The sequence below is a fragment of the Paenibacillus sp. FSL W8-0439 genome, assembly GCF_038008995.1.
Classification (GTDB): Bacteria; Bacillota; Bacilli; order Paenibacillales; family Paenibacillaceae; genus Paenibacillus; species Paenibacillus polymyxa.
This window is the reverse complement of sequence record NZ_JBBPAK010000001.1, coordinates 236,573-262,668: the sequence shown is the minus strand read 5'-3', so window position 1 is coordinate 262,668 and position 26,096 is coordinate 236,573. Positions and strand designations below refer to the sequence as shown.

At 46.0% G+C, this 26,096-nt stretch carries 18 protein-coding genes; 4 read left to right on the top strand and 14 right to left on the bottom strand.

What is annotated here, in order from left to right:
• Positions 1-32 precede the first annotated feature (32 nt).
• The 5 genes from mngB to MKX36_RS01110 all read right to left on the bottom strand — a co-directional run bounded on the left by mngB (position 33) and on the right by MKX36_RS01110 (position 5,746).
• Positions 33-2,708: a mannosylglycerate hydrolase gene (mngB, locus tag MKX36_RS01130; protein WP_340864067.1), complete on the bottom strand. Its 2,676-nt coding sequence runs from the start codon at positions 2,706-2,708 to the stop codon at positions 33-35.
• A gap of 39 nt (positions 2,709-2,747) precedes the next feature.
• Positions 2,748-3,860: a PTS fructose transporter subunit IIC gene (locus MKX36_RS01125; protein WP_107734431.1), complete on the bottom strand. Its 1,113-nt coding sequence runs from the start codon at positions 3,858-3,860 to the stop codon at positions 2,748-2,750.
• Between the two features lie 107 nt (positions 3,861-3,967).
• Positions 3,968-4,285, bottom strand: coding sequence for a PTS fructose transporter subunit IIB (locus MKX36_RS01120; protein ID WP_340864066.1), 318 nt, complete (start codon positions 4,283-4,285; stop codon positions 3,968-3,970).
• Positions 4,285-4,740, bottom strand: coding sequence for a PTS sugar transporter subunit IIA (locus MKX36_RS01115; RefSeq protein ID WP_025363724.1), 456 nt, complete (start codon positions 4,738-4,740; stop codon positions 4,285-4,287). Before MKX36_RS01115 ends, MKX36_RS01120 begins: the two co-directional genes overlap by 1 nt.
• A 112-nt stretch (positions 4,741-4,852) precedes the next feature.
• On the bottom strand, positions 4,853-5,746 hold the full coding sequence (locus tag MKX36_RS01110) for an AraC family transcriptional regulator (protein WP_340864065.1): 894 nt from the start codon (positions 5,744-5,746) through the stop codon (positions 4,853-4,855).
• 130 nt (positions 5,747-5,876) lie between these two features.
• On the opposite strand from MKX36_RS01110, the gene MKX36_RS01105 reads away from it, so the two are divergent.
• A complete protein-coding gene (locus MKX36_RS01105; protein WP_340864064.1) occupies positions 5,877-8,135 on the top strand; it encodes a beta-L-arabinofuranosidase domain-containing protein in 2,259 nt (752 codons plus the stop codon).
• A gap of 221 nt (positions 8,136-8,356) precedes the next feature.
• Here the strand turns inward: MKX36_RS01105 and MKX36_RS01100 are convergent, their stop codons facing one another.
• Complete coding sequence (locus MKX36_RS01100; RefSeq protein ID WP_340864063.1) at positions 8,357-9,505, bottom strand: RDD family protein; 1,149 nt, start codon at positions 9,503-9,505, stop codon at positions 8,357-8,359.
• On the bottom strand, positions 9,489-10,355 hold the full coding sequence (locus MKX36_RS01095; RefSeq protein WP_340864062.1) for a LysR family transcriptional regulator: 867 nt from the start codon (positions 10,353-10,355) through the stop codon (positions 9,489-9,491). The genes MKX36_RS01100 and MKX36_RS01095 overlap by 17 nt, the downstream gene beginning before the upstream one ends.
• Before the next feature lie 134 nt (positions 10,356-10,489).
• Between MKX36_RS01095 and MKX36_RS01090 the strand changes: the two genes are divergently transcribed.
• On the top strand, positions 10,490-11,479 hold the full coding sequence (locus MKX36_RS01090; RefSeq protein ID WP_340864061.1) for a zinc-binding dehydrogenase: 990 nt from the start codon (positions 10,490-10,492) through the stop codon (positions 11,477-11,479).
• Between the two features lie 85 nt (positions 11,480-11,564).
• On the opposite strand, the gene MKX36_RS01085 is transcribed toward MKX36_RS01090, so the two are convergent.
• The 3 genes from MKX36_RS01085 to MKX36_RS01075 all read right to left on the bottom strand — a co-directional run bounded on the left by MKX36_RS01085 (position 11,565) and on the right by MKX36_RS01075 (position 16,575).
• Positions 11,565-12,956 (bottom strand): MATE family efflux transporter, encoded by a 1,392-nt coding sequence (locus MKX36_RS01085; protein ID WP_016820153.1) that lies wholly within the window; start codon positions 12,954-12,956, stop codon positions 11,565-11,567.
• Between the two features lie 277 nt (positions 12,957-13,233).
• Positions 13,234-14,604: an MFS transporter gene (locus MKX36_RS01080; protein ID WP_025363719.1), complete on the bottom strand. Its 1,371-nt coding sequence runs from the start codon at positions 14,602-14,604 to the stop codon at positions 13,234-13,236.
• Positions 14,605-14,631: 27 nt separating this feature from the next.
• Complete coding sequence (locus tag MKX36_RS01075; protein ID WP_340864059.1) at positions 14,632-16,575, bottom strand: glycoside hydrolase family 127 protein; 1,944 nt, start codon at positions 16,573-16,575, stop codon at positions 14,632-14,634.
• Positions 16,576-16,768: 193 nt separating this feature from the next.
• On the opposite strand from MKX36_RS01075, the gene MKX36_RS01070 reads away from it, so the two are divergent.
• Both MKX36_RS01070 and MKX36_RS01065 read left to right on the top strand, forming a co-directional pair.
• Positions 16,769-17,647, top strand: coding sequence for a helix-turn-helix transcriptional regulator (locus tag MKX36_RS01070; protein WP_016820150.1), 879 nt, complete (start codon positions 16,769-16,771; stop codon positions 17,645-17,647).
• Positions 17,648-17,746: 99 nt separating this feature from the next.
• Positions 17,747-19,144 (top strand): phytase, encoded by a 1,398-nt coding sequence (locus tag MKX36_RS01065; RefSeq protein ID WP_017427859.1) that lies wholly within the window; start codon positions 17,747-17,749, stop codon positions 19,142-19,144.
• A gap of 150 nt (positions 19,145-19,294) precedes the next feature.
• On the opposite strand, the gene MKX36_RS01060 is transcribed toward MKX36_RS01065, so the two are convergent.
• The 4 genes from MKX36_RS01060 to MKX36_RS01045 all read right to left on the bottom strand — a co-directional run bounded on the left by MKX36_RS01060 (position 19,295) and on the right by MKX36_RS01045 (position 26,080).
• Positions 19,295-23,035 carry an alpha-L-arabinofuranosidase C-terminal domain-containing protein gene (locus MKX36_RS01060; protein ID WP_340864058.1) on the bottom strand — a complete coding sequence of 1,247 codons (3,741 nt, stop codon included), beginning with the start codon at positions 23,033-23,035 and terminating at the stop codon, positions 19,295-19,297.
• Positions 23,036-23,240: 205 nt separating this feature from the next.
• Positions 23,241-24,233, bottom strand: a complete 993-nt coding sequence (locus tag MKX36_RS01055) for an SPFH domain-containing protein (protein WP_016820147.1) — start codon at positions 24,231-24,233, stop codon at positions 23,241-23,243.
• A gap of 21 nt (positions 24,234-24,254) precedes the next feature.
• A complete protein-coding gene (locus MKX36_RS01050) occupies positions 24,255-25,049 on the bottom strand; it encodes a TPM domain-containing protein (RefSeq protein WP_016820146.1) in 795 nt (264 codons plus the stop codon).
• A complete protein-coding gene (locus MKX36_RS01045; protein WP_016820145.1) occupies positions 25,046-26,080 on the bottom strand; it encodes a TFIIB-type zinc ribbon-containing protein in 1,035 nt (344 codons plus the stop codon). Before MKX36_RS01045 ends, MKX36_RS01050 begins: the two co-directional genes overlap by 4 nt.
• Positions 26,081-26,096 lie beyond the last annotated feature (16 nt).

The window sequence follows — 26,096 nt, the reverse complement described above, 5'->3', positions numbered from 1 at the left end:
TCCTTTCCGATAAACCGTATTTTACTGCCACGTTACTTTATTTCCGGGGTTACCAGTACTGTCAGCAGCTTGCAATGCTGCAATTCCGGCAACTGTGCACCCTCCGAAGCGGATGCAACCAGTGTCTCCCCCTTGGAGCGCTCATCCAGCGAAACCAACTCGTAGTGGGCTGATCCACCATATGTGATACGTGCAGTTGCGTCTTTCTTCAGGTAAGGATTAAACACACGAACGACATACCCATCGCTATGTTCTGCTTTCTTGAATGCACTTAAGATGACGTTGGAAGGCTCGCTAAATGATAACAAGCTGTAGTTTTGCTCGAATATTCTCTCTTCGTCACGGAAGGCAAATATTAAGCGACCGTTGAGAAAATCAGACAGCTGATAACTGGACAACGGCGTTAAATATTCCTTCGCTGCTCGAGCGATGTCCGCCTCATCAAACCCAGACTCGTGGACATGTAGAGCAAACGTAAACGAAAGCTCACCTAGCAGCTGTGCGTCCGGCGTTTCGACGATCTTTTCTCCCGAGGCACGACCTGGGCGATATAGCAGATTCTCCTTACCCATATATCCAAAAGTACGGAATAACGTCAGCGCTATTGTATCATGTTCAGGGCCTATGATTTCATATTCTCTTACCCCTTCGGTCAGCACCGCTACTCCACGTGAGCCATCGTTTAACGCAACATAGCTTTGCATCGCCTCTATGGTGATCGGCTTCTCCGTCCACTGCTCCCGTTCCCATACCTTTACTTCCTCCAGCGTAGTTGGACGGGCAATGACGCCGAACGGCTGATCTGCAATGGATAGCTTGGAGGCAATCCCGGTATCAAAAAGCACCCGCAGACGGTGACTCAAAACCTGATTGTCCACATCCACTGAGAAACGTATCAGACGCTCGCCTTTACGTAGCGAGACCGATGCCTGTAGTGGCAACTCAGCCGAAGTCAGAGCAGCGGAACGCTCATTTAAGTCATACGGAACCTTCAGCTTCATCCGAAGGGACAGATCCTCGGCTACCGGACCTTTGGATGTTATCGTCTCCACATCAGCACCAAGCGAAGAAACAGTAAGATCACGTTCTGGCGGAGAATAGTTGTAGGAATCTCCGTCATCTCCATTTTCCTCGAAAACCATTTGATCCACGTACACGCGCCCCGAGACTTTATCCGTAATGCTTAATGCCCCGTTCTCCTGTACAGATATCGTAAAAAATTCATTTTCAATACAGTCTCCGTTGCTGCGTTCTGCTATCGCATCCCCAGTCGAACTGAAATCAAACACGATTTGTGTATACCCCATAGCAGGGACTTCCTGAAGCTCCACTAACAGCTTGGCACGAAACACACGCTCAGGCAGGTACACCTTTTTGCTCGGATTCAGATCAATATGCTGACCAAGCACGTAGTCGGTTTGTTCCACTTTCTCGGTAATCGTATATGGAAGCTGCTGACCCTTCGTATCCCGAATGACAAAGCTTCCTTCCGGCAAGTAAGCTTCAATCTCCGTCACTCCCTTGCGCGGATAAGGCAACGTATTAAAGACGGTGAAGGCAAAAGTCTCCTCCTGCTTAATCTTCGATGCGATCATTCGCTTGTGCAGTTCCAGTAAATTCTCCGCGATATCGCGTGCCTGTTTGTAACGAAAAGCCACATCCCGGTTCGTCGTATCACTATTGCAGCCACCGATGCTGTCGTGAGCCGCATTTTCAAACAACAGCTTCCATATATCCTTCACGATATGATGTGGATATTCATGTCCAAGTGCATGACTGATCGACAGTAGAGGCTCCAGCGTATTGGCGATTAAATGTTCAATCTCATTATTTTGCTGCTTAAGGTCGGCCCGTGTGGAAAAAATCGACTTATGAATACGCATATGCTTGGCTTCCATAAGCTCTCCTTCCAGTACAGGAAGATCACTGCTGTCTTTTTCAATCTCTTCAAGGAAACGTTCCGGCTCATTCATCACATATTCCCGTTCCGGGTCCAGCTCGTTAAACGTGCGAATCAGTTCCGGCAAGTTCAGGCGGATCGGCGCCTGATCGAAGCCGTTGGGAAAATAAACATGGCGAGTGGACGCTTTTTCCTCCAGTGCACCGATCTGACTGTCGAGATACGCCTCAAGTTCTCCCGCTTCCTCTGGAATATTGCCACCATAGTAGTAGCCAAACGGCATCTGTACCGCAAACACCTGACTGCCATCCGACCCTTTCCACAAAAACTCGGTTTTTGGATTGGTGTTATCTGCCACCCCACGCCAGAATAGAAAATGCCGAATACCAAACTCCTGATAAATCTGTGGCATCTGCGCCGATTGACCGAAGACATCCGGTACATATCCGACCTTCATGGCATAACCGTATTTCTGTGCGGTTTCCATACCGTAATACAGGTTACGCACAATAGATTCTCCGGAAATCACCAATTGGTCGGTCTGCGTATACCACGGTCCAGTCATCAGACGCTTATCGCTTACTAGGCGGCGAATGCGCTCTTCATCTTCCGGGCACCAGCGGGTATAGTCGTCGAGCAATGACCCTTGAGCATCCAAAAGATAGTATTTAAAACCGTCCCCGTTTTCCAACGCATCCAATACTTCTTTCACATGCTTCACCAAGTAGACTTTCGATCTGGAAGTGGTAAAATACCACTCCCGGTCCCAGTGAGTATGGGGTATGACATGCACTTTTGTACGGCTCATATCTCGTTCTCCCTCCATCTATCTTCTGTCTAGTGATATTTAGTCAAATACGAGTTCTATGTCTTCTCCATTTTTCTTAACAGATGCCTCTTTCGCTTCAGCCTGCTGCTCTTCCTCACGGAAGTTGACGAGCAAGGTTCCAGCTACAATGATCAATGCGCCTGTAATCCCTCCAGCCAGATATGCAAACGGAGTACCGACGGATATCGCGCCATACAAACCGCCAATTGGAGGCATGATGACATGTGCGCCTAGCAAAGCTGTCAATGCTGCACCTGCTGCGCAGGCAATCATGTTTATTGGAATCAGCTTGGCAGGATTACGCAGTGTAAACGGGATAGCCCCTTCTGTAATTCCGATAATGCCCATGATCACAGAGCCCTTTCCAGCTTCCCGATACGTTTTGGAAAAGCGTTTTTTCAAAATTAGAGTTGCAATTCCATAGCCCAGAGGTGGAATACAGATCGCAATATTTACGAAAATATTGGGTAAATACACGCCCGACAGGAATAACGCATTTCCCGCCATCCAGGCTGCTTTATTAACAGGGCCCCCAAGGTCGAACCCGATCATAGCCCCTAAAATCAAGGCAAGCACCAGGGTGCTGGTTCCGCTCTCACTCATATGCTTAATCCAGTTGACCAGTCCTTCATTAATCGCGCTCAACGGCCCACCCAGAATGACGGACATGAGAATCCCGGTTAATCCTACCGTAATGAGCGGCAAAATAATCAGCGGAACAGAACCAGCGGCTGGGCCTGTAATTTTCACTTTGTTTTTCACCCAGAGGGTGACATACCCCGCAAAAAAACCTGCAACAAGAGCGCCTAGAAAGCCCGCATTTGTTTCCTGCGCCAGCACACCGCCGATCAGCCCTGCAGCAAGTGCAGGCTTGTCAGCAATCGAATAGGCGATATACCCAGCCAGAACCATGTTTAGCAGTCCAATTCCGCGCCAACCTACATTTTCAACTAAGTATAAAATATGAAGAAAACCACTTTTGTCAGCATATGGGCCAAAGTCGGTGACCCCCATGGTCAGACCGATAATTTTACACACGGCAACAATCAAGGAGCCTGCAATAATAACCGGAAGCAAATAAGAAATGCCTGTCATCAGATGCTTTTTAGCTTCACCGAGCCATTTTTTCATCGTGTTCTCCCCCATCATGAATACTACTGTTAATTCAAAGACTCCTCGGATAATCGGATAACATGTAAGTCAGCTACGCTGCTGATTCTCCGTGTGCCTTCCTAACCTTATTTTTGAGCAGAGATCGCTTCCACCGCTTTGGTGAGTACCGCTTCCGCATTGTTGACCGCATGGCCGATTTTAACGCGAACGATTTTTTTATCTTCAAACCGCTCCGCATCCTTCACCGTCTGATCCGAAGCAATCAATACAAAATCCGCTGCTGCAATGTCTTCCACCGTAAGCTTGTTCACTTGGCCCAGCGCACCCTGCTGTTCCACTTTAATATGGTGACCGAGCTGTGCTGCTGCTTTTTCCAGCGCTTTGGCCGCCATTGGAGTATGAGCCAACCCTGCAATACACGATGTAACGCCTACAATTTTCATTATGACACCAACCCTTCTGTATACTGTTCCAGCAAATGATACACATCGCCGCTACTATTCGCGTCCGCTACCGCCTCTTTGAAGGAATCTTCTAAAAGCAGGGTTGCGAGCGAGGAAATAATTTGTAAATGGGATACATCCACAGACCCTTTAGGCACTAAAATACTAAAAATATACTGGACAGGCTTGCCATCATGAGAGTCCCAGTCAATGCTATGTTGCAATCGGATGACGAGGACTGCCGGTCTGGTGACCACCTCGCTTTGCGTATGAGGGATGGCAAACTGGTCCTGAAGCCCTGTCGAATATACCTTTTCCCTCTCCCATAAATCCTGCACCAGTTGCTCCCTATGGACGGTGACACCCAGCTTTTCAGCCTCTTGAGCAATAAACTCAAACACAGCCGATTTGGTCTCCAGCTTCTCATCCAAATAAATCTGTTCTCTAGTAATCATGGTGGATGTCTCTCCTCCCCTCTATCTATAAGTGAAACGCTTACAAATTTATTTTAGCCGACTCTTCCTCCATGTTTTATCTATAAAATTTCCCGATCCAAGCGGAAATGGACTAGACATTGTTCATAAATGTTTTGTGATAGGCATTCCGGTATTGTGAGGGAGTCATATGGACTCGCCTTTTGAACAATCGCATAAAATACTTCTCATCCGTGTATCCCGCTTCTTCCGCAACCTGCTTAATGCTCATATCTGTACGGGAAATCAATTCCTTCGCTTTGTTGATTCGAATACTGTGAATGAACTCCAAGGGGCGCATGCCCGTATTTTGCTTGAATAAACGAGATATATAATCCTTGTTGTAATTGAACTTCCGAGCCAGATTGGTCACGGTCAGCGGTTCCTCAGCATGAATTCGAGTCCACTCGATAATTTTGTTCATGCTCACATTCCCCTGTGAATGGACAGGATTGGAGATCAAGCGGCTGAGGGCCAGTTCAGATATCTCGATCAGCAGTGAGGTGAACAAATAGTTAGCACTGTGATATGTAAGATAATGTGAGTTGGCGACATGCAAAATTTGATTGACAATAATATGAATCCGATCTCCATTATCTGCCTGTACGCTTTGCGGTAAATAGATATCGCGCATTACGCCATGACGCTGCAAAAGCCCGTCCATAGCACTTGTTTCCTGCTTCATTTCCTCACTAGATAATACATTCGGGGTCGCAGGCACATCGAAGTGAAACCAATAAAATTTAACCCCCGGCAACGATTCCATGTATCCTCGGTGCGTACGACCAGGGTACAGCAATAGAATATCTCCTTCCCCTACTTCAAAATCCTCCTGTTCCTCCCGTATATATACTGTCTCTTGGACACCCAGGATCAACTCAAAGTTCTCAATGGAACGGCTCATATGCTTCCATGGCACCTCGGAAACAAACTCGCCTGCTGAGATCAGTTGGATCGGAGCATCTACATTCACTTTCAGATAGGTCATGTTATCGCCTCTTTAGATTCATGTTCGGATTTGTCCACCCATTGTATGGTTAAGCTACTGACATACCGCGGTTGCAATGCTAATGTAGTGGAGAAATATACACTTTCATCTTAGCTAAGGAGCGATGATTTTGAAAGCACAAGCTTTTGACTTGCATAAAGTAAGCATTGATTCCGGCCCATTTTACCATGCCATGGAGCTGAATACGACCTATCTGCTGAGTTTGGAACCTGACCGTTTATTGTCACGTTTTCGTGAATATGCGGGACTGGAACCCAAAGCGGCTCATTATGAAGGCTGGGAAGCACGCGGCATCAGTGGACATACACTTGGTCACTACCTGTCTGGCTGTGCACTGATGTTTGCCTCAACAGGTAACAAAAGACTGCTGGAGCGAGTAAACTATGTGATCGACGAGTTGGAAATATGCCAAAACAGTCATGGAAACGGATACATTTCCGGTATTCCGCGCGGGAAAGAGATTTTTGAAGAGGTCAAAGCCGGAGATATTCGTTCCCAGGGCTTTGACCTTAACGGAGGCTGGGTACCGCTATATACGATGCACAAGCTCTTTGCAGGCTTGCGTGATGCCCACCTGCTCGCTCATCATCCCAAAGCATTAGCGATGGAAATCAAACTCGGCGACTGGCTGGAGGATGTATTCCAAGGACTGAGCGATGAACAGGTGCAACAGGTGCTCCATTGCGAGTTTGGCGGCATGAACGAGGTGCTGACCGATCTGGCGGAACATTCTGGAGAGACACGCTTTCTGAATCTGGCGGAACGCTTTTATCATGGAGAAGTGCTGAATGATCTGGCAGACAGCCGCGATACGCTGGCAGGACGACATGCTAATACGCAAATTCCTAAGATCATTGGTGCAGCACGGCAGTTCGAAGTGACAGGCAAACCTCTATATGCGGACCTCTCCCGCTTTTTCTGGGATCGGGTGGTTCACAAACATTCCTACGTAATCGGCGGCAATAGCTATAATGAACATTTTGGTGAACCCGGCAAGCTGAATGATCGTTTGGGTGAAGGCACCTGTGAAACCTGCAACACCTACAATATGCTGAAATTAACAAGACATATGTTCGAATGGGACGCATACGCAGCTTATGCCGACTACTATGAACGGGCAATGTTTAATCATATTCTGGCTTCACAGCAGCCTGTAGATGGACGTGTTTGCTATTTTGTATCGCTGGAGATGGGTGGACACAAGTCCTTCAATTCTCAATATGAGGATTTTACATGCTGTGTCGGGTCCGGTATGGAGAGTCACTCTATGTACGGCACCGCGATTTATTTTCACACAGCAAATACAATCTATGTTAACCAATATGTCCCTTCTACTGTGACATGGGATGAAATGGGTGTACAGCTCCAACAAGAAACTCTCTTTCCGCAAAATGGGCGAGGAACGCTGCGTGTCATAAGCAAGGAGCCCAAGTTCTTCACGATCAAACTAAGATGCCCACACTGGGCGGAGCAGGGCATGATGATTAAGATCAACGGGGAAGAGTATGCAGCAGAGGCTTGTCCTACCAGCTATATTGTAATTGAACGGGAATGGAACGATGGAGATACGGTCGAGTACGATATTCCTATGACAGTAAGAGTTGAGGAAATGCCAGATAATCCGCGACGAATTGCCTTCATGTACGGTCCACTTGTGCTGGCTGGAGATCTGGGTCCTGTTGAACAGGAGTCCAACGAGGAACGTCTGCTGGCATCTGTTCTGATCGGATCGGCTGATTCCTTGGCAACCAAGCTGACTGCTGACAGGATCGAGCCGAATACATTCCATCTAAGCGACCTGGGTTATATCGGAGAGTTGCAGCTTCGTCCGTTTTATCAGATATATGATCGTTCTTATACCGTTTATTGGGATCTCTTTTCCAAGGAGGAGTGGACATCAACAGAGGCAGAATACCGTACCGCGTTAGCGTACCAGCTGGAACTGGAACGACGTACAGTGGATGTTGTGCAGCCTGCCGAAATGCAGCCTGAACGGGATCATGCCTTTACTGGCGAACATGTAGGCTTGGGGTCCATCTATAACCGCAAATATCGCGATACATGGCCTGGGGGCTGGTTCTCTTTTGTCATGAAGGTGCTCCCTGATGAGCCTGTCCAATTAGCAGTGACCTATCTGAAGGACTCCGACCGCTCTCATCGTGACTTTGACATCATCGCAGATGGTCAGAATTTGGGAGAAGGCAAGCTGGAATCCGAGGAAATGAATAAATTCGAGACGTTTGCCTATGAGTTGCCTCTGTCTGTGACGAGCCACAAAAATGAAGTGACAATTCAATTCAAAGCCCATCCACAAGGCAAGGTGGCGAAAGTGGCTGGATTACGAGTGATCAGACATTCTATTGTATGACCAAATTATGTATATAAATCTACGATAACGCCACTACGCAGGCGGATAGTGCTTCCCAACTCCACCGCTTTGCTTTGTCCAGCACTATTCTGCCTGCTCCGTTTTTGATGTTCATCTTTTAAATTCAGCTTAAATAAAAAAAAAGCAGATGCTCCTATGAGCTATCTGCTTTTTTTGTTTACCCTAATAACTTCGAATATAGTGGCTGCTTCATGTTCACGTTACATCATGTTCATTTCACGGAAACTGTCTCTAATCTTACGCAGCTCTTGCTGGGCTCGACCGTACCGGGAAGCGTAGGTCCAAGCAAGCACTTGATGATAATGCGAAGGCGTTTCAATCGTGGTCACATTATACATGATCGGAATCCCGTCCACTTCTCCTTTTAGGGTGAATTCAATGGCTGGGTATCCATTCACCATCCTGTCGGAGGCCAGCCCCAATTCGGGGTCCGTAATTCCTGACACCAAATGATCCTCAATGATCCCTTTATATTCTTGAAGGGTCATACTGCTGTCAAAGTCGCTTTTCGGTTCAGACAATACAATCAAATATCTATCGGTAAATTCATTTTTAATGGAAATATCCGCTTCCTCATTAATCATATTATCTCGTGACCAATTCCACGGAGCCGTAATCGCAAACTGGTTATCCTTACTGATAAATACCTCTGGCTTCACGATTTGAGTAATGAGCGTAGAAATTAAGGATACAGCCAAGACAATCGAAGCGATCGTCATCAGAATGATTGCTCCTGCAATAATTCCGGCTTTCTTTCTGCCTACCTTCCCCAAATCCCGTACCTTAACTACATATGTATTGGCGACCATATCTCCAATTCGTTGTTTCCGAGGTGTCACCAGCACACAGATGCCGGCGGGCAGCCCCCAGAAAAGCAGCGGATTCGTATCCACCAGATATATGAGCGTACGGATCAACGATTTAATCATGCCTGGTGGCCTTCCTTCTCCATTCACAACCTGAATACGAAGTACAAACTTGCCCAGCGTATAGCCTGTAAGTCCTTCCAGTAACAGATAATAGCAGAAAGAGCCAATCAAGAAGAGAATCACTACCATGCCCAGATTTGGAGTTTCCGTTTCAGATAGTTTCTTCGTTGCGAAATAAACCAGCCCTCCATACCCAAAGACGATAAGAATGAAGTCAATCATCCAGGCGGCCCATCTTCTGAAAAAGATAGAGGCTCCGTATGTCTCTGATAATACCGCCATCCTATCTGGTTCTCGTCGTTGATAGCCGCCATTCCTCACAAATTCTCCCGGTGCTACTGTAGATGGATTTTTCGATAAATGATGTTCTTCCAAATGATACACCCCTGATGTCAATTTAATCCTAGTTAAGTATAGCATCCTTTTTCATCCAGTGGAGCAAGCCTGACAGCGCACTGGAGTGAGCCGAATCCCGCCGATGAACAAACCACACCTCTAATTTGCTATATGTTTCGGGTAAACGATGCGAAGCAATCCTTCCCGCCTCCTTCGCCTTTACAATTGACGAGTGTGGAAGCATGGACACCCCCAGGCCAGAGGCTACACCACCCACAATGACTTCCAATGTCCCAAATTCCATAGTCTGATACGCATCTACACCTGCTTCGCTCAGAAAGCTTTCCGCTCTTGCCCGATGTGTGCAGCCTACATCGAAGAACAGCATAGGCTTGGCAAGTAACTTGCTCATATCCCTTTCTCCCGGTTCCGAAATAAGCACCAATTCCTCTTCAAAAGCCGCAACATGCTCTATATTCGGATCATCGACAGGACCATAGACGAATGCCCCATCTAATTCGTAATTCAATACCTTTTGTACAAGAGCATGCGTCCCCCCGGTCATAAGCGACAGATGCACATCAGGGTATTGAGCGTGATATCCCGTCAATAATGAGGTTAGATGCGTAACCGCAGTCGTCTCAATCGAGCCCAGTCGCAACGGTCCCGCAGGCTGAGCCGAATATTGAGTAGACTTCTCTGCCTCGTCGAGCAAGGTCAGTATGGATTCTGCATACTCCAGCAGATTCTCTCCTGCCGATGTTAGCGTCATTCCGCGGTTAGATCTGCGAAATAGCGGTACGTTCAATTGTGCCTCAAGCTGCTGAATCCGCGAGGTCACATTGGACTGTACATAGTTCAACACTTGTGCAGCCCTTGTGATACTGCCCTCGCGAGCAACCGCCCGAAAAATTTTCAAATCACTGCTTTCCATATATACATCACCTGCTTGGTATGATCATTTATGATACTGACGTTCGATTTTGTTCATTTTACCGGATGCTTGCCGCTCTGTACAATTCAAAGTACATGCAAATGCATCTAAAATCGACTACAGGAGGCTTTAAAATGAAAGCTGTAATACATACCGGCAAAAGCGGCCTTGAGGGCCTGATGTATAAGGACGTTACGGACAGACATCCGGGGCACGGCGAAGTGAAGGTCAGACTCAAAGCCGCGGGCTTGAACCATCGGGATCTGTTCCTCATGGCGGATCGAACCAACAACGATGCTCCACTCATTCTCGGATCGGATGGAGCAGGCGTGATCGAAGCTGTAGGCGCTGGCGTTCCAAACTCGCTGGTTGGCACTGAAGTAATCATCAATCCTTGTATCGGATGGGAAAAGGCGCACCTCGTTCCCTTGGTTCCTGCCATTTTGGGTGGTCCTTCGGACGGAACATTGGCCGAATCGGTTATCATTCCCGTTCAAAATGCCGTCAGCAAGCCAGCTTACCTGTCTTGGGAAGAAGCAGGGGTACTGCCTCTGTCTGCCTTGACCGCTTACCGCGCTCTCTTCACTAGAGGCCAATTGCAGCAAGGGGATCATGTGCTCATCCCCGGTATTGGCGGCGGGGTAGCCACGTATGCCATGCTTATGGCCTTAGCGGCGGGCGCACAGGTCAGCGTCACATCACGTAGCGAAGCCAAAAAACAAGCTGCTCTCGCCCATGGCGCTCATCATGCATTCGACAGTGATATCGATTGGAAAGAAAGTATGAACGGAGACACCGTGGATCTGATCCTTGACAGCATCGGACCCGCTACGTTCGATAAATACCTGGATGTCATCAAACCGGATGGTCGAATCGTTACATTTGGCGCAAGCTCAGGAGATCACATAGAACTTCCGCTTCGCTCCATATTTTTCCCACAGATTAGCATCATCGGTACCTCTATGGGGAGCAGCGAGGAATTCGCAGATATGCTCCAATTCATGGAGCGTCATTCCCTTCATCCCATTATAGACGGCGTCTTCCCTCTACAAGATACGGCGCAAGCCTTTTACCGTATGCAGCAGGGAGCGCAGGTAGGCAATATAGGGATCAGCATGGAGTAATACGCACGTAACCATATGCGTCTAGAAAAAAATCCACTACTATAAAGGGCCTCATCCGAGGTCAATTTTATAGTAGTGGACCTATTCAGTCGATCAAACGATGCTGAACCCATTTGTTGCCGCGGAAGCGCCAGAGGAAAACGATCCCCCGCACCCCCCATTCAATATCCATGGCCAGCCAAACACCAACAATTCCCCAATTGAACACAATACCCAAAACATATCCGAGCACTACCCGACATAGCCACATGGACAGCATTGAGGTGAGGGACGTAAATTTAGAATCACCTGCCGCCCTAAGCGCAGAAGGTGTGATAAAGGCGATGGACCAGAGCGGAATCTGGGCCAACGTATTAATCAGCATGACCATAAAAATGTCATCTACAATTTCAGCAGGCGGATGAAACAGCCCTACCATCGGCTTAAACAAAGGCATTAGGATCAGCCCCATTACAATAAACGAAGCGGACGACAGCCAAATAAACGATTTGGTAAACTTGCGGGCATCGTGTACATTTCGCCGCCCCATGCATTGACCGACCACGGTCACAATTGTAAGAGCCAGAGCATTTGCAGGAATTTGGAACACATTAGCTAGGGATGAGCAAATGGCATTCGTCGCCAATGCATTGGTCCCCAGGTTCACAATGAAAATTTGGGTTAAAATTTTACCCCCATTAAAAAACATCTGTTCCGCCGCAAAAGGAAGACCAATAAACAGAATCTTTTTAAGCATAGCCAGATTAAAATAAAGCATATCCCTAAGCTGGACACGCAAGTCATCATCTACCCTGACCAAATAAATCAACGCGCAGGCAGCCCCTGCATATCTGGACACATTGACTGCAATCGTCATGCCCAGTACACCCATATCCAACAAGTTAATAAATACGACATTCAGCAGTACGTACGAAAAGTTCATGATAAGCGAAAGAGCCAGCGATGCCCTCGTCTTGCCGATCCCTCTCAGCGCTCCACATACCGCTTCAACAATCGCAATCCCTACAAAGGACATACAGCTTCCCAGCAGGTACACCTTGCCGTTAGCCAATACATCAGGCGAGGCGGAGCCAAACAGCACACTTAAAATTGGATTGTACAACACGATCATAAACAGACTGATGCATAAGGCCAGCAAGGAAACGGAGGATATGGTACCGGAGGTTGCTTTAGAGACCATAAGGTCATTACCGCTCCCCTTATACTGCGCCACGACAACCGTTCCCCCGGTAGACACAGCCACAAACACATTAATTAGAAAAATATTTAATGAATCAATCATATTTACGGCACTGACCGCCGCCATTCCTGACGAGCTAATCATAGCCGTGTTCACCAAATTAAGACCTACGATAAAAGCCTGATCAATCAGAAGCGGGATAAACAGGGCGATAATCTGCCGATAATCAATGGACTCTCCTGAAAAATGTCTATTTAGAAAGCCATGCGTTCTCATCCTTACACTCAGTTGACTCATATTATCACATTCTTTTTTATCAAATTGAAAAAAACCCTTCAGCAGAAGAGTCTTTCATGGCGAAAAAATGTATAAAGTTGCAAGGCTAGATGTCTCTGGCTCTTGATTCTGTACACTTTTCTCTACATAGAAGTATCACTCTAAAAGAAAATCCTGTCAATGGTTTTGCTCACATTTGAATAGAAAAAACCGAAAAAACCTGCTCAGCTCAGTGAACAGGTTTTTAAGCAGTATGACCATGTTATGAAACGTTATTAACCTCTTGTTATAAGAATGATTATGATCTTCTCGCAATTAAATCTTGTTGAATAGAAGCTTCATTCTTTTCGAATTTCTTATAGAAAAACATAGGAATGATTCCGATCAAGAAGACGATAAACGGTAGCCAGATGAAGCTGAACTGAATGCCTGACAAAGCAGTCGGAGTTTGAACCTTTCCAGCAATATAGCCTGTGCTACCCATAACCCATGCTGGCAATAATCCGCCAATTCCGCTACCCGCTTTAATACAGAATGCGCTTCCAATAGAAGTCAGGAATCCACTTGCCCGAATACCATTTTTCCATTCCCCATAATCTACTGTATCGGACAACATTGCAAATGGCATCGAGCACGCAAAGCCTGATCCTAAGGCACCTATGATCCAACCGGCAATAATAAGGGTTAAGTTTGTGCTCCCCATTAAAATCACGACTTGACCTAGTGCAGCTAATATCAATCCGATAATCATGATCGTATTTTTATTTAATTTTCTGGCGAAAAATGGAATCAGAACCATCGAGATCAATTGCAAAGAGGTCAATCCATTGATTAAAGGTACCAAGTCCTTACTATCCAAATTGTATTGCAGATAAAAAATAAGTGTAGCCGAACGAATATTCAAGCCGATCCAGTAACACAGGTTAGCAGCTACAACGAGCATCCAGGGCCAGTTTCGCTTGATAGCTGTAAAGCTTTTAGCAATCGGGACAGATTTCGTTTTCACTGCCGCATTTTCACGCAAATCGGCAAACGCTATGAAAAACATAATAATCGCCATGATTCCAAATAAAACGAGCGTTAAGGAAAAGCCTTTTTGATCATTTCCCTGTCCAAAGAAGGCTACGAGGGGTAATGTGAACGTCGTGGCGATGAAGAAGCCCACGTTTCCCCCGACCATACGGAAAGAGTTCAAGACCACACGTTCATTGGAATTGGTGCTCAGGTTAGGCAGAATAGACGTAATCGGCGTACTGATTCCCGTATACAGGATACCCGCTATGATATAAGTGATAGCCGCGTATGCAATTTTCCCCGATTCACTCCAATTGGGCGTCGTAAACGTAAGGACCATGAACACGGCAAACGGAACAGCTAGCCATAGAAAATAAGGTCTGCTCTGACCATATTTGGACTTGGTCCGGTCAATCAGGATGCCCCAGATCGGGGCATCAATGGCATCAATAAAACGGGTGATAAATAGTAATGTTCCGGCAATCCCGATAGAAAGACCGAATACATCTGTATAAAAATATAACAGATAGCTGGAGATGACACAGTATAGTAGATTGCCAGCCGTATCCGTTAATGAATAGCTGATTTTACGATGAAAAGGAACGGTACTGGTTGCTTTTTCAGGTGGTTCCGTACTCACAATTCTCGTACTCATGATCTTTCCTCTCCCCATGCGAATGAATTATGATTCATAAACCCATACACGCATTTCCCCTTTGGCCCGATTACACCAGGCGTAGTAAGGAATAGCGGTAATTTGTTGAGGAACAAGTTCAGGGGGCTCCGAGCTGTATAATGCATTCGAACTTTTTACCCGATATCCCTCTATGGTCAGCTTTACAATGCCACCTAGCAGATTCTCGCTAAACTCTTCTGTAATAGGACTATCCTTTGGTAATCTTAGCCCTGCCAGGTTCGCCCCATTATCGGCTTCTTCCAGACAGTACACGACTGGACCGCGTTGGAGAGCAATTTGCTGCTGGTTCATGGAGACAAGCGGGTTGCTCCGAATGCGCTCGACCGGCATAGCCAAATGCAAAGTGACCACATCACCGTCCTTCCAAGTACGCTGAATCTCGACATAGCCCTTTTCCAGATGGTCTATGGAGATAGCTTCCCCATTTACCTTGACCTCTGCCTGCTTGCACCACCCTGGAATTCGCAGTGCCCACTTAAATGCAGTTGGCTCTGTTACATGGATCGAAAGAGCAAGATCCGCATCCCACGGATAATGATGAGTTTGTGTAATTTCAACGTCTTGGCCAGATAAATTCATGTTCACCTTGCTGGCAATATACAGATGCGTATATAACGTATCATCAGTCTGGGTGTACATATTGTCCTCCACTGATGCAATCATTCGCGCCAAATTGGGTGGACAGCAGGCACAGAAGAACCATTTTTGCCGCTCTGTTTTTACATGTTCCTGATCCTTTCTCGATTTTTGAAAAGGATTGGCTTCCAGCGGATTCACGTAGAAAAACCGTTTCCCATCCAGATCCATTCCGCTGATCGTTCCGTTGTATAACGCGCGCTCCAGAACATCGGCATATTTCCGGTCCGGCGCTAAGCGCAGCATGCGATTGGCCCAGAAAGCCAGCCCTACAGAGGCGCAAGTTTCGCAGTACATGCTGTCATTGGGAAGATCATGATGGCAAGTGAACGCTTCCGCGTTCACCGTAGACCCGATTCCGGCGGTAATGTACATTTTGTGGTTCGTGACATCATCCCACAGCGTTTCACAGGCTTGTAACAGGGAAGCATCTCCCGTTTTTGCGGCCAGATCCGCCATCGCAATATACAAATACACTGCTCTTACCGCATGACCGACCGCCTCTTTTTGTTCCCGTACAGGTTGGTGTGCCTGCTGGTACTCAAAGCCTAGGCCAAAATTAATGTTGTTATCATCATTCCAGGTGGGCTCTGTTTGAATATGCTTTCTCTTTTCTTGCTCCTCCATAAAATAAATTGGATGCTGTCCCCGCTGATCAATAAAATATTGCGCTAATTTAAGATATTGATCCTTAGCCGTTACGTCGTATAATTTGATCAAGGCCAGCTCAATTTCTTCATGGCCCGGATAGCCTTTCCGTTTCCCTTCTTCTGTACCAAAAGTCTGCTGAATCAGGTCTACGTATTTCTCCATAATGTGAAGAAATTTCGTCTTACCTGTCGTTTCATAATAAGCAACAGCCGCTTCTATAAAGTGCCCGGCACAATACAGCTCATGATTATCTCTTAGGTTCGTCCAGCGATTATCGGGTTCCTTGAGCAGATAATACGTATTCAGATACCCATCCTCAGCTTGAGCCCTTCCCAACAGTTCAATAACTTCATCGGCCCGCTCTTCAAGCGCAGAATTTGGATGATCCCTTAAGCTAAAAGCGACCGTCTCCAGCCATTTGGCAAGATCACTGTCTTGGAAAACGGTTCCATAATACTCCCCACTAGATTCACCGGCCGCAATTCTAAAGTTCTCAATCGCATGACTGGGTTCTGTATCTGGTAATTCATCATTTAGTGCTTTCCACTGATAAGGAATGACCTCTTCCGCCACAACCTGCTTATACTTTTTCCAAAATGAATCATCGACGATGACATGCTTCACTGGCTTTGCCGTTTTCATTGAATAAACATCCCTTCCTGGAAATAGAACGCTTTCATTTTTGAAAAAATAAGGATAAAGTAATGATAATATCGAACAGGCTAACCTGAGCGCCCCTTGCTACAGTCCTTATTTTATCAACCTGAATTTATAAAAAAAATCGCGATCTTTAACTAAAACTTATACGATTTCACACACAAAGGAGCTGACTTCTATGAGCAAAACAGACTTTCTATCTTTCCTTGTCCCTCCATTGCCCTATTTCATAGAGGGAAATTTTACTACATATCAAAAAGGGGACTGGCATCCGAATCGCTATAACTTGGGTTATTTTGACGTAATTATCATTAAAGAAGGACTACTGCACATCGGTGAGGAAGATGAATCGTGGAAGATAACTGAAAATCATGCTCTCATTCTTGAGCCGGACAAGCACCATTTCCCCATAGAGGCATGTACAGAACAAACCTCCTTTTACTGGTTTCATTTTCAAACCAACAGTATGTGGTGTGCCCAATCCTCGCCGAATTTTATTATCCCTAGCACCCCCATTCCTGAACTGCATTTTCACTCAGAACATACCACCATCCATCTACCCAAATATCAGAAATTAATTAATCCCCATGAGCTGTTCTCCAAATTGGACTATTTACTAGCCTCTACTCTAAAAACCCGAAAGCTGGCTCTATGGGAGACTCAACAAACATTTGTGAATATTTTTCAGAGTTTGGAATATGATGAGAATTATAAAAGCAGTTCCTCCAAGTTAGCTGAACAGATCGAAATTTTCTTAAAACAAAACTACAGAAATGCGATTACTAATAAAGACCTGGAGGCGCATTTTCACGTACATCAAAATTATCTTGCTAGATGCATGAAGGCCACCTTTCAGCGCACACCACTTGAGTATTTAATGGACTACCGTCTGGATCAGGGACGCAGTCTTTTGCTGCAAACCGACTGGTCCATCCAACAAATTACGGAGGAAACAGGATTCTCCCAAGCCAGCTATTTTTCAAAGTGCTTCAAGGAAAGATTCGGAATGTCGCCGAAAAATTACAGACAACAATACTGGAAACCAGCCACCAATTGAATGTTTACGTCTCTTTTACATTTCGATTGTATTCTTTTGATATTGTCGCTTTATACTGAGTCGGTTATATCATTTTTACATCAGAAAAGGGGCATACATATGAAGTCAACTAAACTAGCATTATTAACCATGTTAACAGGGATTCTGGTATCACCAGACCTGATCCATGCGGCAGACACTCAACCATCTGGGTATGCACCACTACGAACACAAGCAGATAAATTGGGGGCAACTATTACATGGGATAGTGATGACCATTCAGTGTTGGTCAAGCTGAAAAATGGCATTGTGGGAACTTTTACAGTCGGTGAGAAGCAATATCGTCTAGCCGGCCAAACCGGAAAAGCAGACCGTGAAATTAAAATAATCAATGGAAATGTATATCTTCCTACAAAAGTGATTACTGCGCTTGAAGCAGAAAATAGCAAATATGCAGATCCTAAAGACGCAGTTCCCACCTATAAAGTGACCCCCTCTGTCGAAACAGAAGCCGTGGAGGATGGAGAAGATGCAGCTGATGACCCTGCGATCTGGCTCAATCCGGTTGATCCGGAGAAGAGCAGAATTCTAGCTACCAATAAAGGCGGCGGAATTTTAGTCTATGATCTGGATGGCAAGCAACTGCAGAACATCAAAGTCGGAAAAATGAACAACGTGGATCTTCGCTACGGTTTTACACTGGGCGGTAAAAAGATCGATATTGCAGGCGCAACCAATCGAACCAACAATACGATCGATATCTTTGCCATTGACGGTGAATCAGGAACATTGACCAACGTGGTTGGCAAACCTATTAAAGCAACCATGAAAGAAGTATATGGATTCAGTTTATACCATAGCCTCAAGACAGATAAGTTTTACGCGCTCGTTTTGGGCAAAGAGGGCGAATTCGAGCAATATGAGTTGACTGACAATGGTAACGGCAAAATTGCCGGCAAGCTTGTCCGTCAGTTTAAGCTGGCTACGCAATCCGAGGGCATGGTCGCCGATGATGAATATGGTACGCTGTACATTGCTGAAGAGGATTACGCCATTTGGAAATATAGCGCCGAGCCAGACGGTTCATCCAAGCCGCTGCAACGTGTTGATATTGCAGATGGACGCAGACTTCACGATGACATAGAGGGACTCACATTGTATTATGGCAAGGACGGCAAGGGGTACCTGATGGCCTCCAGTCAAGGCAACAGCAGCTATGCGATCTATGAACGACAAGGTGACAATGCCTATATTAGCAACTTCACGATCGGCGACAGCCCTACCGTAGATGGTACGTCTGTCACAGACGGTATTGATGTTCTTGGCTATGGATTAGGCAAGAATTTCCCTCATGGTATCTTCGTTGCACAAGATGACGAAAATCTCCAAAACGGCAAGAAGTTAAATCAGAACTTTAAAATGGTACCTTGGGAACGAATTGCTACAGGTGCTCCTACCCCGCTAACGATAGACGATGGCACCAATCCGCGTGAATTGGTAAACAGAAGCACGAAGTAATGCCCGTCAGGGAAATCGAGACAACAACGTTCTGACTTGATCCATAGAAAAAAGGGGTGTCCTAAAAGCCATAAAACGGCTCTTGGGACACCCCTTTTTGTTTTTAAGCGAGAAAAGGTTCCGACATCCTTACCTTAACTATCTCGTACCCTACGCTTTAAGATCCAGTACCAGTACATTTACCGAATTAGCCGGTAATTGTAAGAGGACAGAATCTGTATGAAGTGTGACCTGATGTTCGGTAGGCACTACCTTTTCATCATTTTTCTTATTCACGTTAGGTACATGAACAAGCGAGGAATCGCCGGTTAGTGTAATCAGCTTGGCGCTGGACTCAACATTCAAATCTTGTAGATTCAGCTGCGTTGCCTTATCTACGTTGTCGGCATTCACAAGCTTCACATATACATGTTCAGCATCTCGGGTCACCGAATGAAACACGTCTCTGTTATAAGCCTCCAGCTTGTAATCCAGCACTTTGCTGGTTGTCTTGCCGTCCGTGTAGGAGCAAATCAGGTTGCTGCCCGTTTCTCCCCCATAGTTCATCGTGATGGTGTAGTCGGTATTATCGGCCAGTTCTTCATAGCTGGCTGCTCTCAAGTTGCCCGCAGCTGTACTGGAAGAGTAGTCACCCATGGTATAGCCTTCTATGCCTTGCTTGTAAACCTTCACGCCGGTAGCATTGCCGCCATAGCCAATCGCGTATTCGATGACGTTCTTTTTCTCAGCGGTAATATCCGTGAGACCTGCGCCCACATAAAAACCGTCCGTGCCGGAAATGCGGGAAGCAACGACCTCTACCTTATAGTTGTTCCAGCTGTCGTTCAAGATGTACAGGCCGTTCAGACCGCTATCTTGGGCTTTGAGGACAAGCCCCTTGCCTTCCTCCACCGTATATCCCACGGAACCAGGAATAACCTTCCAGGCCGAATTCAATGCCTTGGTAAAATCTTGATCCAGCAGCACACTGCCGTCCTTATTCGAAGTAACAGTCACACGCTTAACCACAACCTCGGCGTTACCTGTCGCGATCTCAATTCCACCCTGAGGAATGAGGTCAATTGGCTGGCCGTTTTTGTAAGTAGAGAACGAAGTGGCCAATACTTTATTGCCCAAATATTGGGCATACATTTGCTGCACATAATAGTTTGGTGTAAACCATACCGTTTCGTCATCGAACCAGATACAATCCGGTGTCCATCTGTACGTTCCGTCCGTCAGGACTTTGTTAAACAGCGGCGCATACGCGGCCAACCGGACGACGTCGGCATTATTTTCGAAGCCCGTCATCACTGCTGCTTCTGCTACTGCGCCTGCCAATGTATTTTTATCTGTCGAGGCATACTCCCCAACGAAAACCTTCGACGTTTCTTTCCAGTTGACACTGCCATCCGTGTTATAAGCTCTATAGTAGTAATTATAGCGGTCCACATTATTCAACAGATACTCATTAGAACGGTAATAGTGTTCATCGGCAATGGTGTCCATATAGTCTTTTTGCTTTTCATACCAGGTTACAGTTTCTTCCGTCACCTGGTTACCGTCCGCAAAAGCAACCTTGGCAGAGCCCTCCATATTACCGCTCAGGAACTTCCAGCCCTGTTGATAGGCATCGTCGTCTGCTTGAGCGCCAACCGTGGAGATGATGTGCAGCTCATATCCCGGATAGTTTTTCTCCATGTACTCATCAATCGATGTCTTGAACACTTCAAAGTTGGCGAAGAACTCTGTGCCCCAGTTTTCGTTCCCCACACCCAGATAACGCAGATCGAACGGTGCTTCATGACCCATTTTTTTACGCATGGCAGCCCATTCATTATGTTCAAAATCAACGCTGATCGCAAAGTCGATCAGATCCGTAAAATTCTTGATATAGTATTCTCTTAATGCGCCGCCAGCCGGATGAGCATAATCCGAGCGGGCTTGGCAGAGCACACCACAGGCCATAACTGGAAGCGGAGCTGCATTGAGGTCTTCTGCCAACTGGAAGTATTCCATATAACCAAGACCCATGGTCATCATATAGCCCCATACATTAAAGTTTTCCTTGCGCAGCTCGATATCCCCAATGGATTCCTTCCAGTCATATACGTTTTCCCATATAAACGATCCTTCGGAAATACATCCCCCTGGAAAACGCAAAAACTTCGGATGCATGCCGACCAGTGCGTTCACCAGATCTTTTCTCAATCGGTAGTTCGGATTACCCTGATAGTTGGCGTGTGCCGATGGGGAGTGCTCTTCCTCTCCCGCCCCCCATACATCTTGTGGGAATAAGGAAACCATATCAATGGAAATGTCGCCTTCAAATGTAAGCGCCAGTTGTCCCAGAACCGTAGCTGTACCTGTCAGCACCAGCTTGGAATCGACGCCGTACTTTTTCCACGTGTTGCCACCCTCCACCTGTACGGTTACCGAATCACTGATAGCCTTTTCCTTCGAGTCTTGCAGTTGCAGTGTGATTGTACCCGCAGAATCGGCCTTCGCCCAGATGGTGAACTCATACTTGGCACGCTCCCGGATGGACATGGCACAATTCTGGTTAGAATCAGAAAAGCCTTTGTTCCGAATCGTTGCCCCATCCGCTACCGTCACATAACAAGAGTTCACATCCTTGTCTTTTGCGCCCAAAAACTCATTTAATCCACCGCTATGCTGTGGAGCCATCTTGTCCGTATCACCAGACCAGGCGAACAGTGGATTACGGTTCCGTCCTGTAGAGCAGCCACATTCACCAGAAGCATGGGAATACGTATCAAACTCAAAGGATTCAAAAGAACGATTTTGCACGAGTTCTGCATAAATCCCACCATCTGCCGCGTTATTGATATCTTCGTAGAATAAGCCGTACATCACTTCGCTGACATCCACAACTTCTTTATTCCCATGAATGGTCAGCGTGTATGGAGGCAACTGTTCTGGAAGAACGGAAACTTCAAAGCTTTCTTCAATCCTGCTTGAACCTCTGGTCAAGAGAGCCGTAACGGTGACCCCCTGTGCGGAGGTAATCGCCTGAACCTGCCCATGGTCAGAGAGTATGCTAGGCTGGCTGGATTTCCAGGTCACTTCTACTCTTCCACCCATCAGAACCGTTGGCAGGGATATGTCTTTGGTTATAATTGTCGTCGGGAATGACAAATACTTATCGCGGGCAAGCTTCACGATCTCTTCATCTGTCAATGAATCGCACATGACCTCAATAATTTCATCCGCCGTCAAACCTGCTTTATAAATTCGGAAGTCCGAAACCGAGCCAGCAAAGTCTACATCGGCTGCATGTTGGGAACGACCGATAAAATTGTTACTATAGTTGGTCGTATCTGCAAATGTTTCGAACCATTTGCGCAGCTTGGCATAGTTACCACTGGAGGTTTGGCTAATGGAACCGTCTGCTGCCACTTCACCATTAACATATACCACCGGTCCCGCACTGCTTAATGTACCGCCTTTTGTGCCGATGACAGACAGGGCTATGTGCATCCACTCATCCCTGACAAAGCCTCTTCCTGGGTCTACGGACAAATCCACCTCAGTGAAAAGAGTTCCGCGCAGATTCCGTGTCATAAACATATAAGGCCCAGTATGCGCTTTACCAAAGTCAAAAACACGTTCCCACATATCCGTGAATCTGCCGAAGTTTACCCAAGCCGTCACTGTAACACCGGTGTTATCGCTTACATCTTTAAACAGATCAGAAGGGAGCTGAATATAAGATGTTCCGTTGGGTCCTCCCTCAAGTGCCAAAGCCGCTCTTCCTGTAGCATGGGAGATCGTAGGTGCTGCTGTGCCTGAAGCAATTCCGTCATTACCTTGTCCGGAGCTATCCTTGCCGACGTTCTCTGCATCATCAAACTTGTACCGCGCAATGATTTGATCTTGGAATTTGGTCATCTTTGTGGCTCCTATACCTATAGTTTATTAATGTAATACCTAATTAGTTAATATAAATACATACTATATAGCTATAGTACCTTATCCTGTGTACTTTTTTCAATCCAATAAATCAGATTTATAAAGAAAATGCTTGAACAAACTACAATAAAAAAGCAGTTATCACAGAGAATACTCTGCAACAACTGCTGTTTGGTTTACAAAGCTACCCGTTCAATTTATGTCCACAATTCGGACAAAAGTTAGCTCCCTCGTTTTTTGTACCACAATTCGGACAAAAATTTGGCCTTTTACCGTCGCCAGAAGGAGTGGGGGCATCGGGTGCAGGCTGAGTCTCAGCCTGAGGCTGTTGACTTGGGTTCAAATTTTTCATCATTTCATTGGCTATATTCATGCCCATCATCATACTCGCCATATCCGACGCAGCACCGCCGCCTTTTACATTCCCCGATGCCATACCGTCAGTCATCGTCACTTGTTGGTACTTTTGCAGATTACCGATCATTTCATGAGAAGCCGTCTTCGTAATCATATCCTGAATTTCTTGAGGATAATTGAAGCTCATCACATGAAAGCCTGTAATCGTCATACCGTTGTCCATCACTTGCATATCCAGGTCTTCTTGAATGCCCTTCGAAATATCAGAAGCATTTGCCTGTAGATTAAACATGTCCTTGCCTTCTCTGCTGATCCACTTCATCAATAACTGATCCAACACCGAAGTAATGCGTATTTTAACGTCCTCTACAAGATAACTGTCCTTTACCCCGGCAATCTTATCAATAAGCGTAACATAATCGTTTACTTTAAAATTAAACGTACCGTTGGCCCGAATCGGCATCCCGCCTGGCAATTGGGGGGTCGGAATCAAAACCGGATTTTGTGTTCCCCATTTGACCGTAAACTCCTTCGTATTAACGAACAAGACCTCCACCCGCATGCCGCTGTTAAAACCGAACTTGAACCCTTTTAATGTCGATAGAAATGGAATAATATCCGAGTCCATGTTATATGACCCTTCATTCTCAAAGATACCCTCGATCTTGCCGTTATTAACAAAAATCGCGTCCTGACCGGAGCGGATGATTAATTTACTGCCTTTTTTAATTTCACGATTGCTCCATTTCCAAAAAATCATATCATCCCTAAATTCTTCCCATTCTACTACATTTGCAAATTGATTTCTGAAGAATCCCATGTGCTGTATCCATCCCTTCCGTTAAAATGATCCTCTGCTGCCGCTATGCGAGTGACCGCCGCTGGTGGTTCCACCCCCTCCGCCTGATGAGCTGCTGCTACTGCTCTTTTCAATCTTCCGCTTCGTTGTCGTGGTGTGAGTGTACAGATCTTGATGTGCAAGAACCCCTGACGTGCTTGCATCCTCGTAGGTCTGCCGATTTACCGTAACCCGACCGCCGGAACTCGAAACCATCTTACCTACAATAATAGACGCCAATCCCAGCGCAATCGCCAAGTGAAGCCAGCCTTTGAAAAATATACTGTCCGGATTCACCCCTGGGCGGATAGCCAAATATTTGTGCGCGCCGAGAATATACTTTTGAAAGGCAAGTCCATAGTTGCCATTCGTCAGATCCGGGGTAATTTCATGGCGGATTTTAGTAAGCCTGTCGTCATCCAGATACCGTTCTGCCTTATAAAATCCGGCCAAGTACACCTCTCTATTCCTCATATCCATCGTTAAAATGACTGCATTTCCATGAGCCCTGTCATAACCCGGACCATGATCATCATAAAAATCCTGTGTCATTTTCATAACATCCATATTGTCGGGATTGTTGGTCGTATAAATAATAATGTCTGTCTCTCTTTCAGCTCCGTATTGATTAGCCATAGAGTTCAACACATCATACTCTTCCTGATTAAGTAGACCTGCCTCGTCAAAAATCAATGGCTTCATCTCTGTCGTTGCTGCTTCGCCCTTCATTTCCATAGGAACCGCTAGAAAAACAGCAAAGAACAACAAAACAGCCACAATCGCTCTATATTTTTTCAATAGAATTCTCCCCCCATTATTAGCCAAGTTATGAACCTTAATGAAAAGAGAGTTATGCCGAAAATGCCTGCAAACCAAGCTGTCACTTTGAACTTGCTAATCGGAGGCTTACCAACTACCTTGCCCGTCTGACCGTTCATCGCAAACGTATGCTCCAATTGATTGTAGTCATAGTGGATGACCCATACTGGGAGCAGGACATAATCCGCTTGTTTTAATGTAGTATCAATTTGCTTTTCCGTGTAACTCACAGACGTATACTCTGACACCGTGGACTGAATATAAGCATCAATATATTCCTTCACTTTGTCTTTCACGCGCGGGAAAAGCTCCTCTTCGTTATAACTATACTTTTCCGCAATATATCCTGCTAGATATGGCGTTTTAAAAGGTTTGAGCTGATCATAAGGAAAAGGCTCCAATTTATCCATCAGCTCGTCATTCATTTTCTCCGCAGCATCAATCGGAACCTTCACGTAATTCAAACGGATTTTCCGATATACATCAAAATGCTTCGTTTCTGTATATTCGTAATCTCCGCTCGTATAGGTTCTCACTTGGTTACCTTCACCTTGAACCTCAATTTGATTATGTAATTCATATAACCAGAAGGGGACATACATACCGGTTATTCCCTTGATTCGGTCGGCTATCATAAATCGGTTCGGTGTCAGACGGCCATTCTTGCACCATTTTTTGAACGCAGCTATGGCTTCTTCCTTGCTGATCGAAAAGGGAATAACCTGCGCCGGAGCCAGCTTCCCGGTCAGTCGATCACCCAGTACCACGGCAGAACCACAAAAGCTGCACACCGTTGCACTCGTCTCCACTTCGGTCATAATTACTGCTCCACAGTTATTACAATGATACTCATGGGCCTCATCTTCTGAAAAAACACGATTGGTCAGAGGATCAGGAATCGTATCGATGTTGTCCTCTCTTCCGCAGCTATGGCAAGATAACATTCCTGTCTCACTGTCAAAGACCATACCGCTGCCGCAGTTGGGGCATTTGTATTCGATAACCGGCATCTGCTCACCTCTTCAT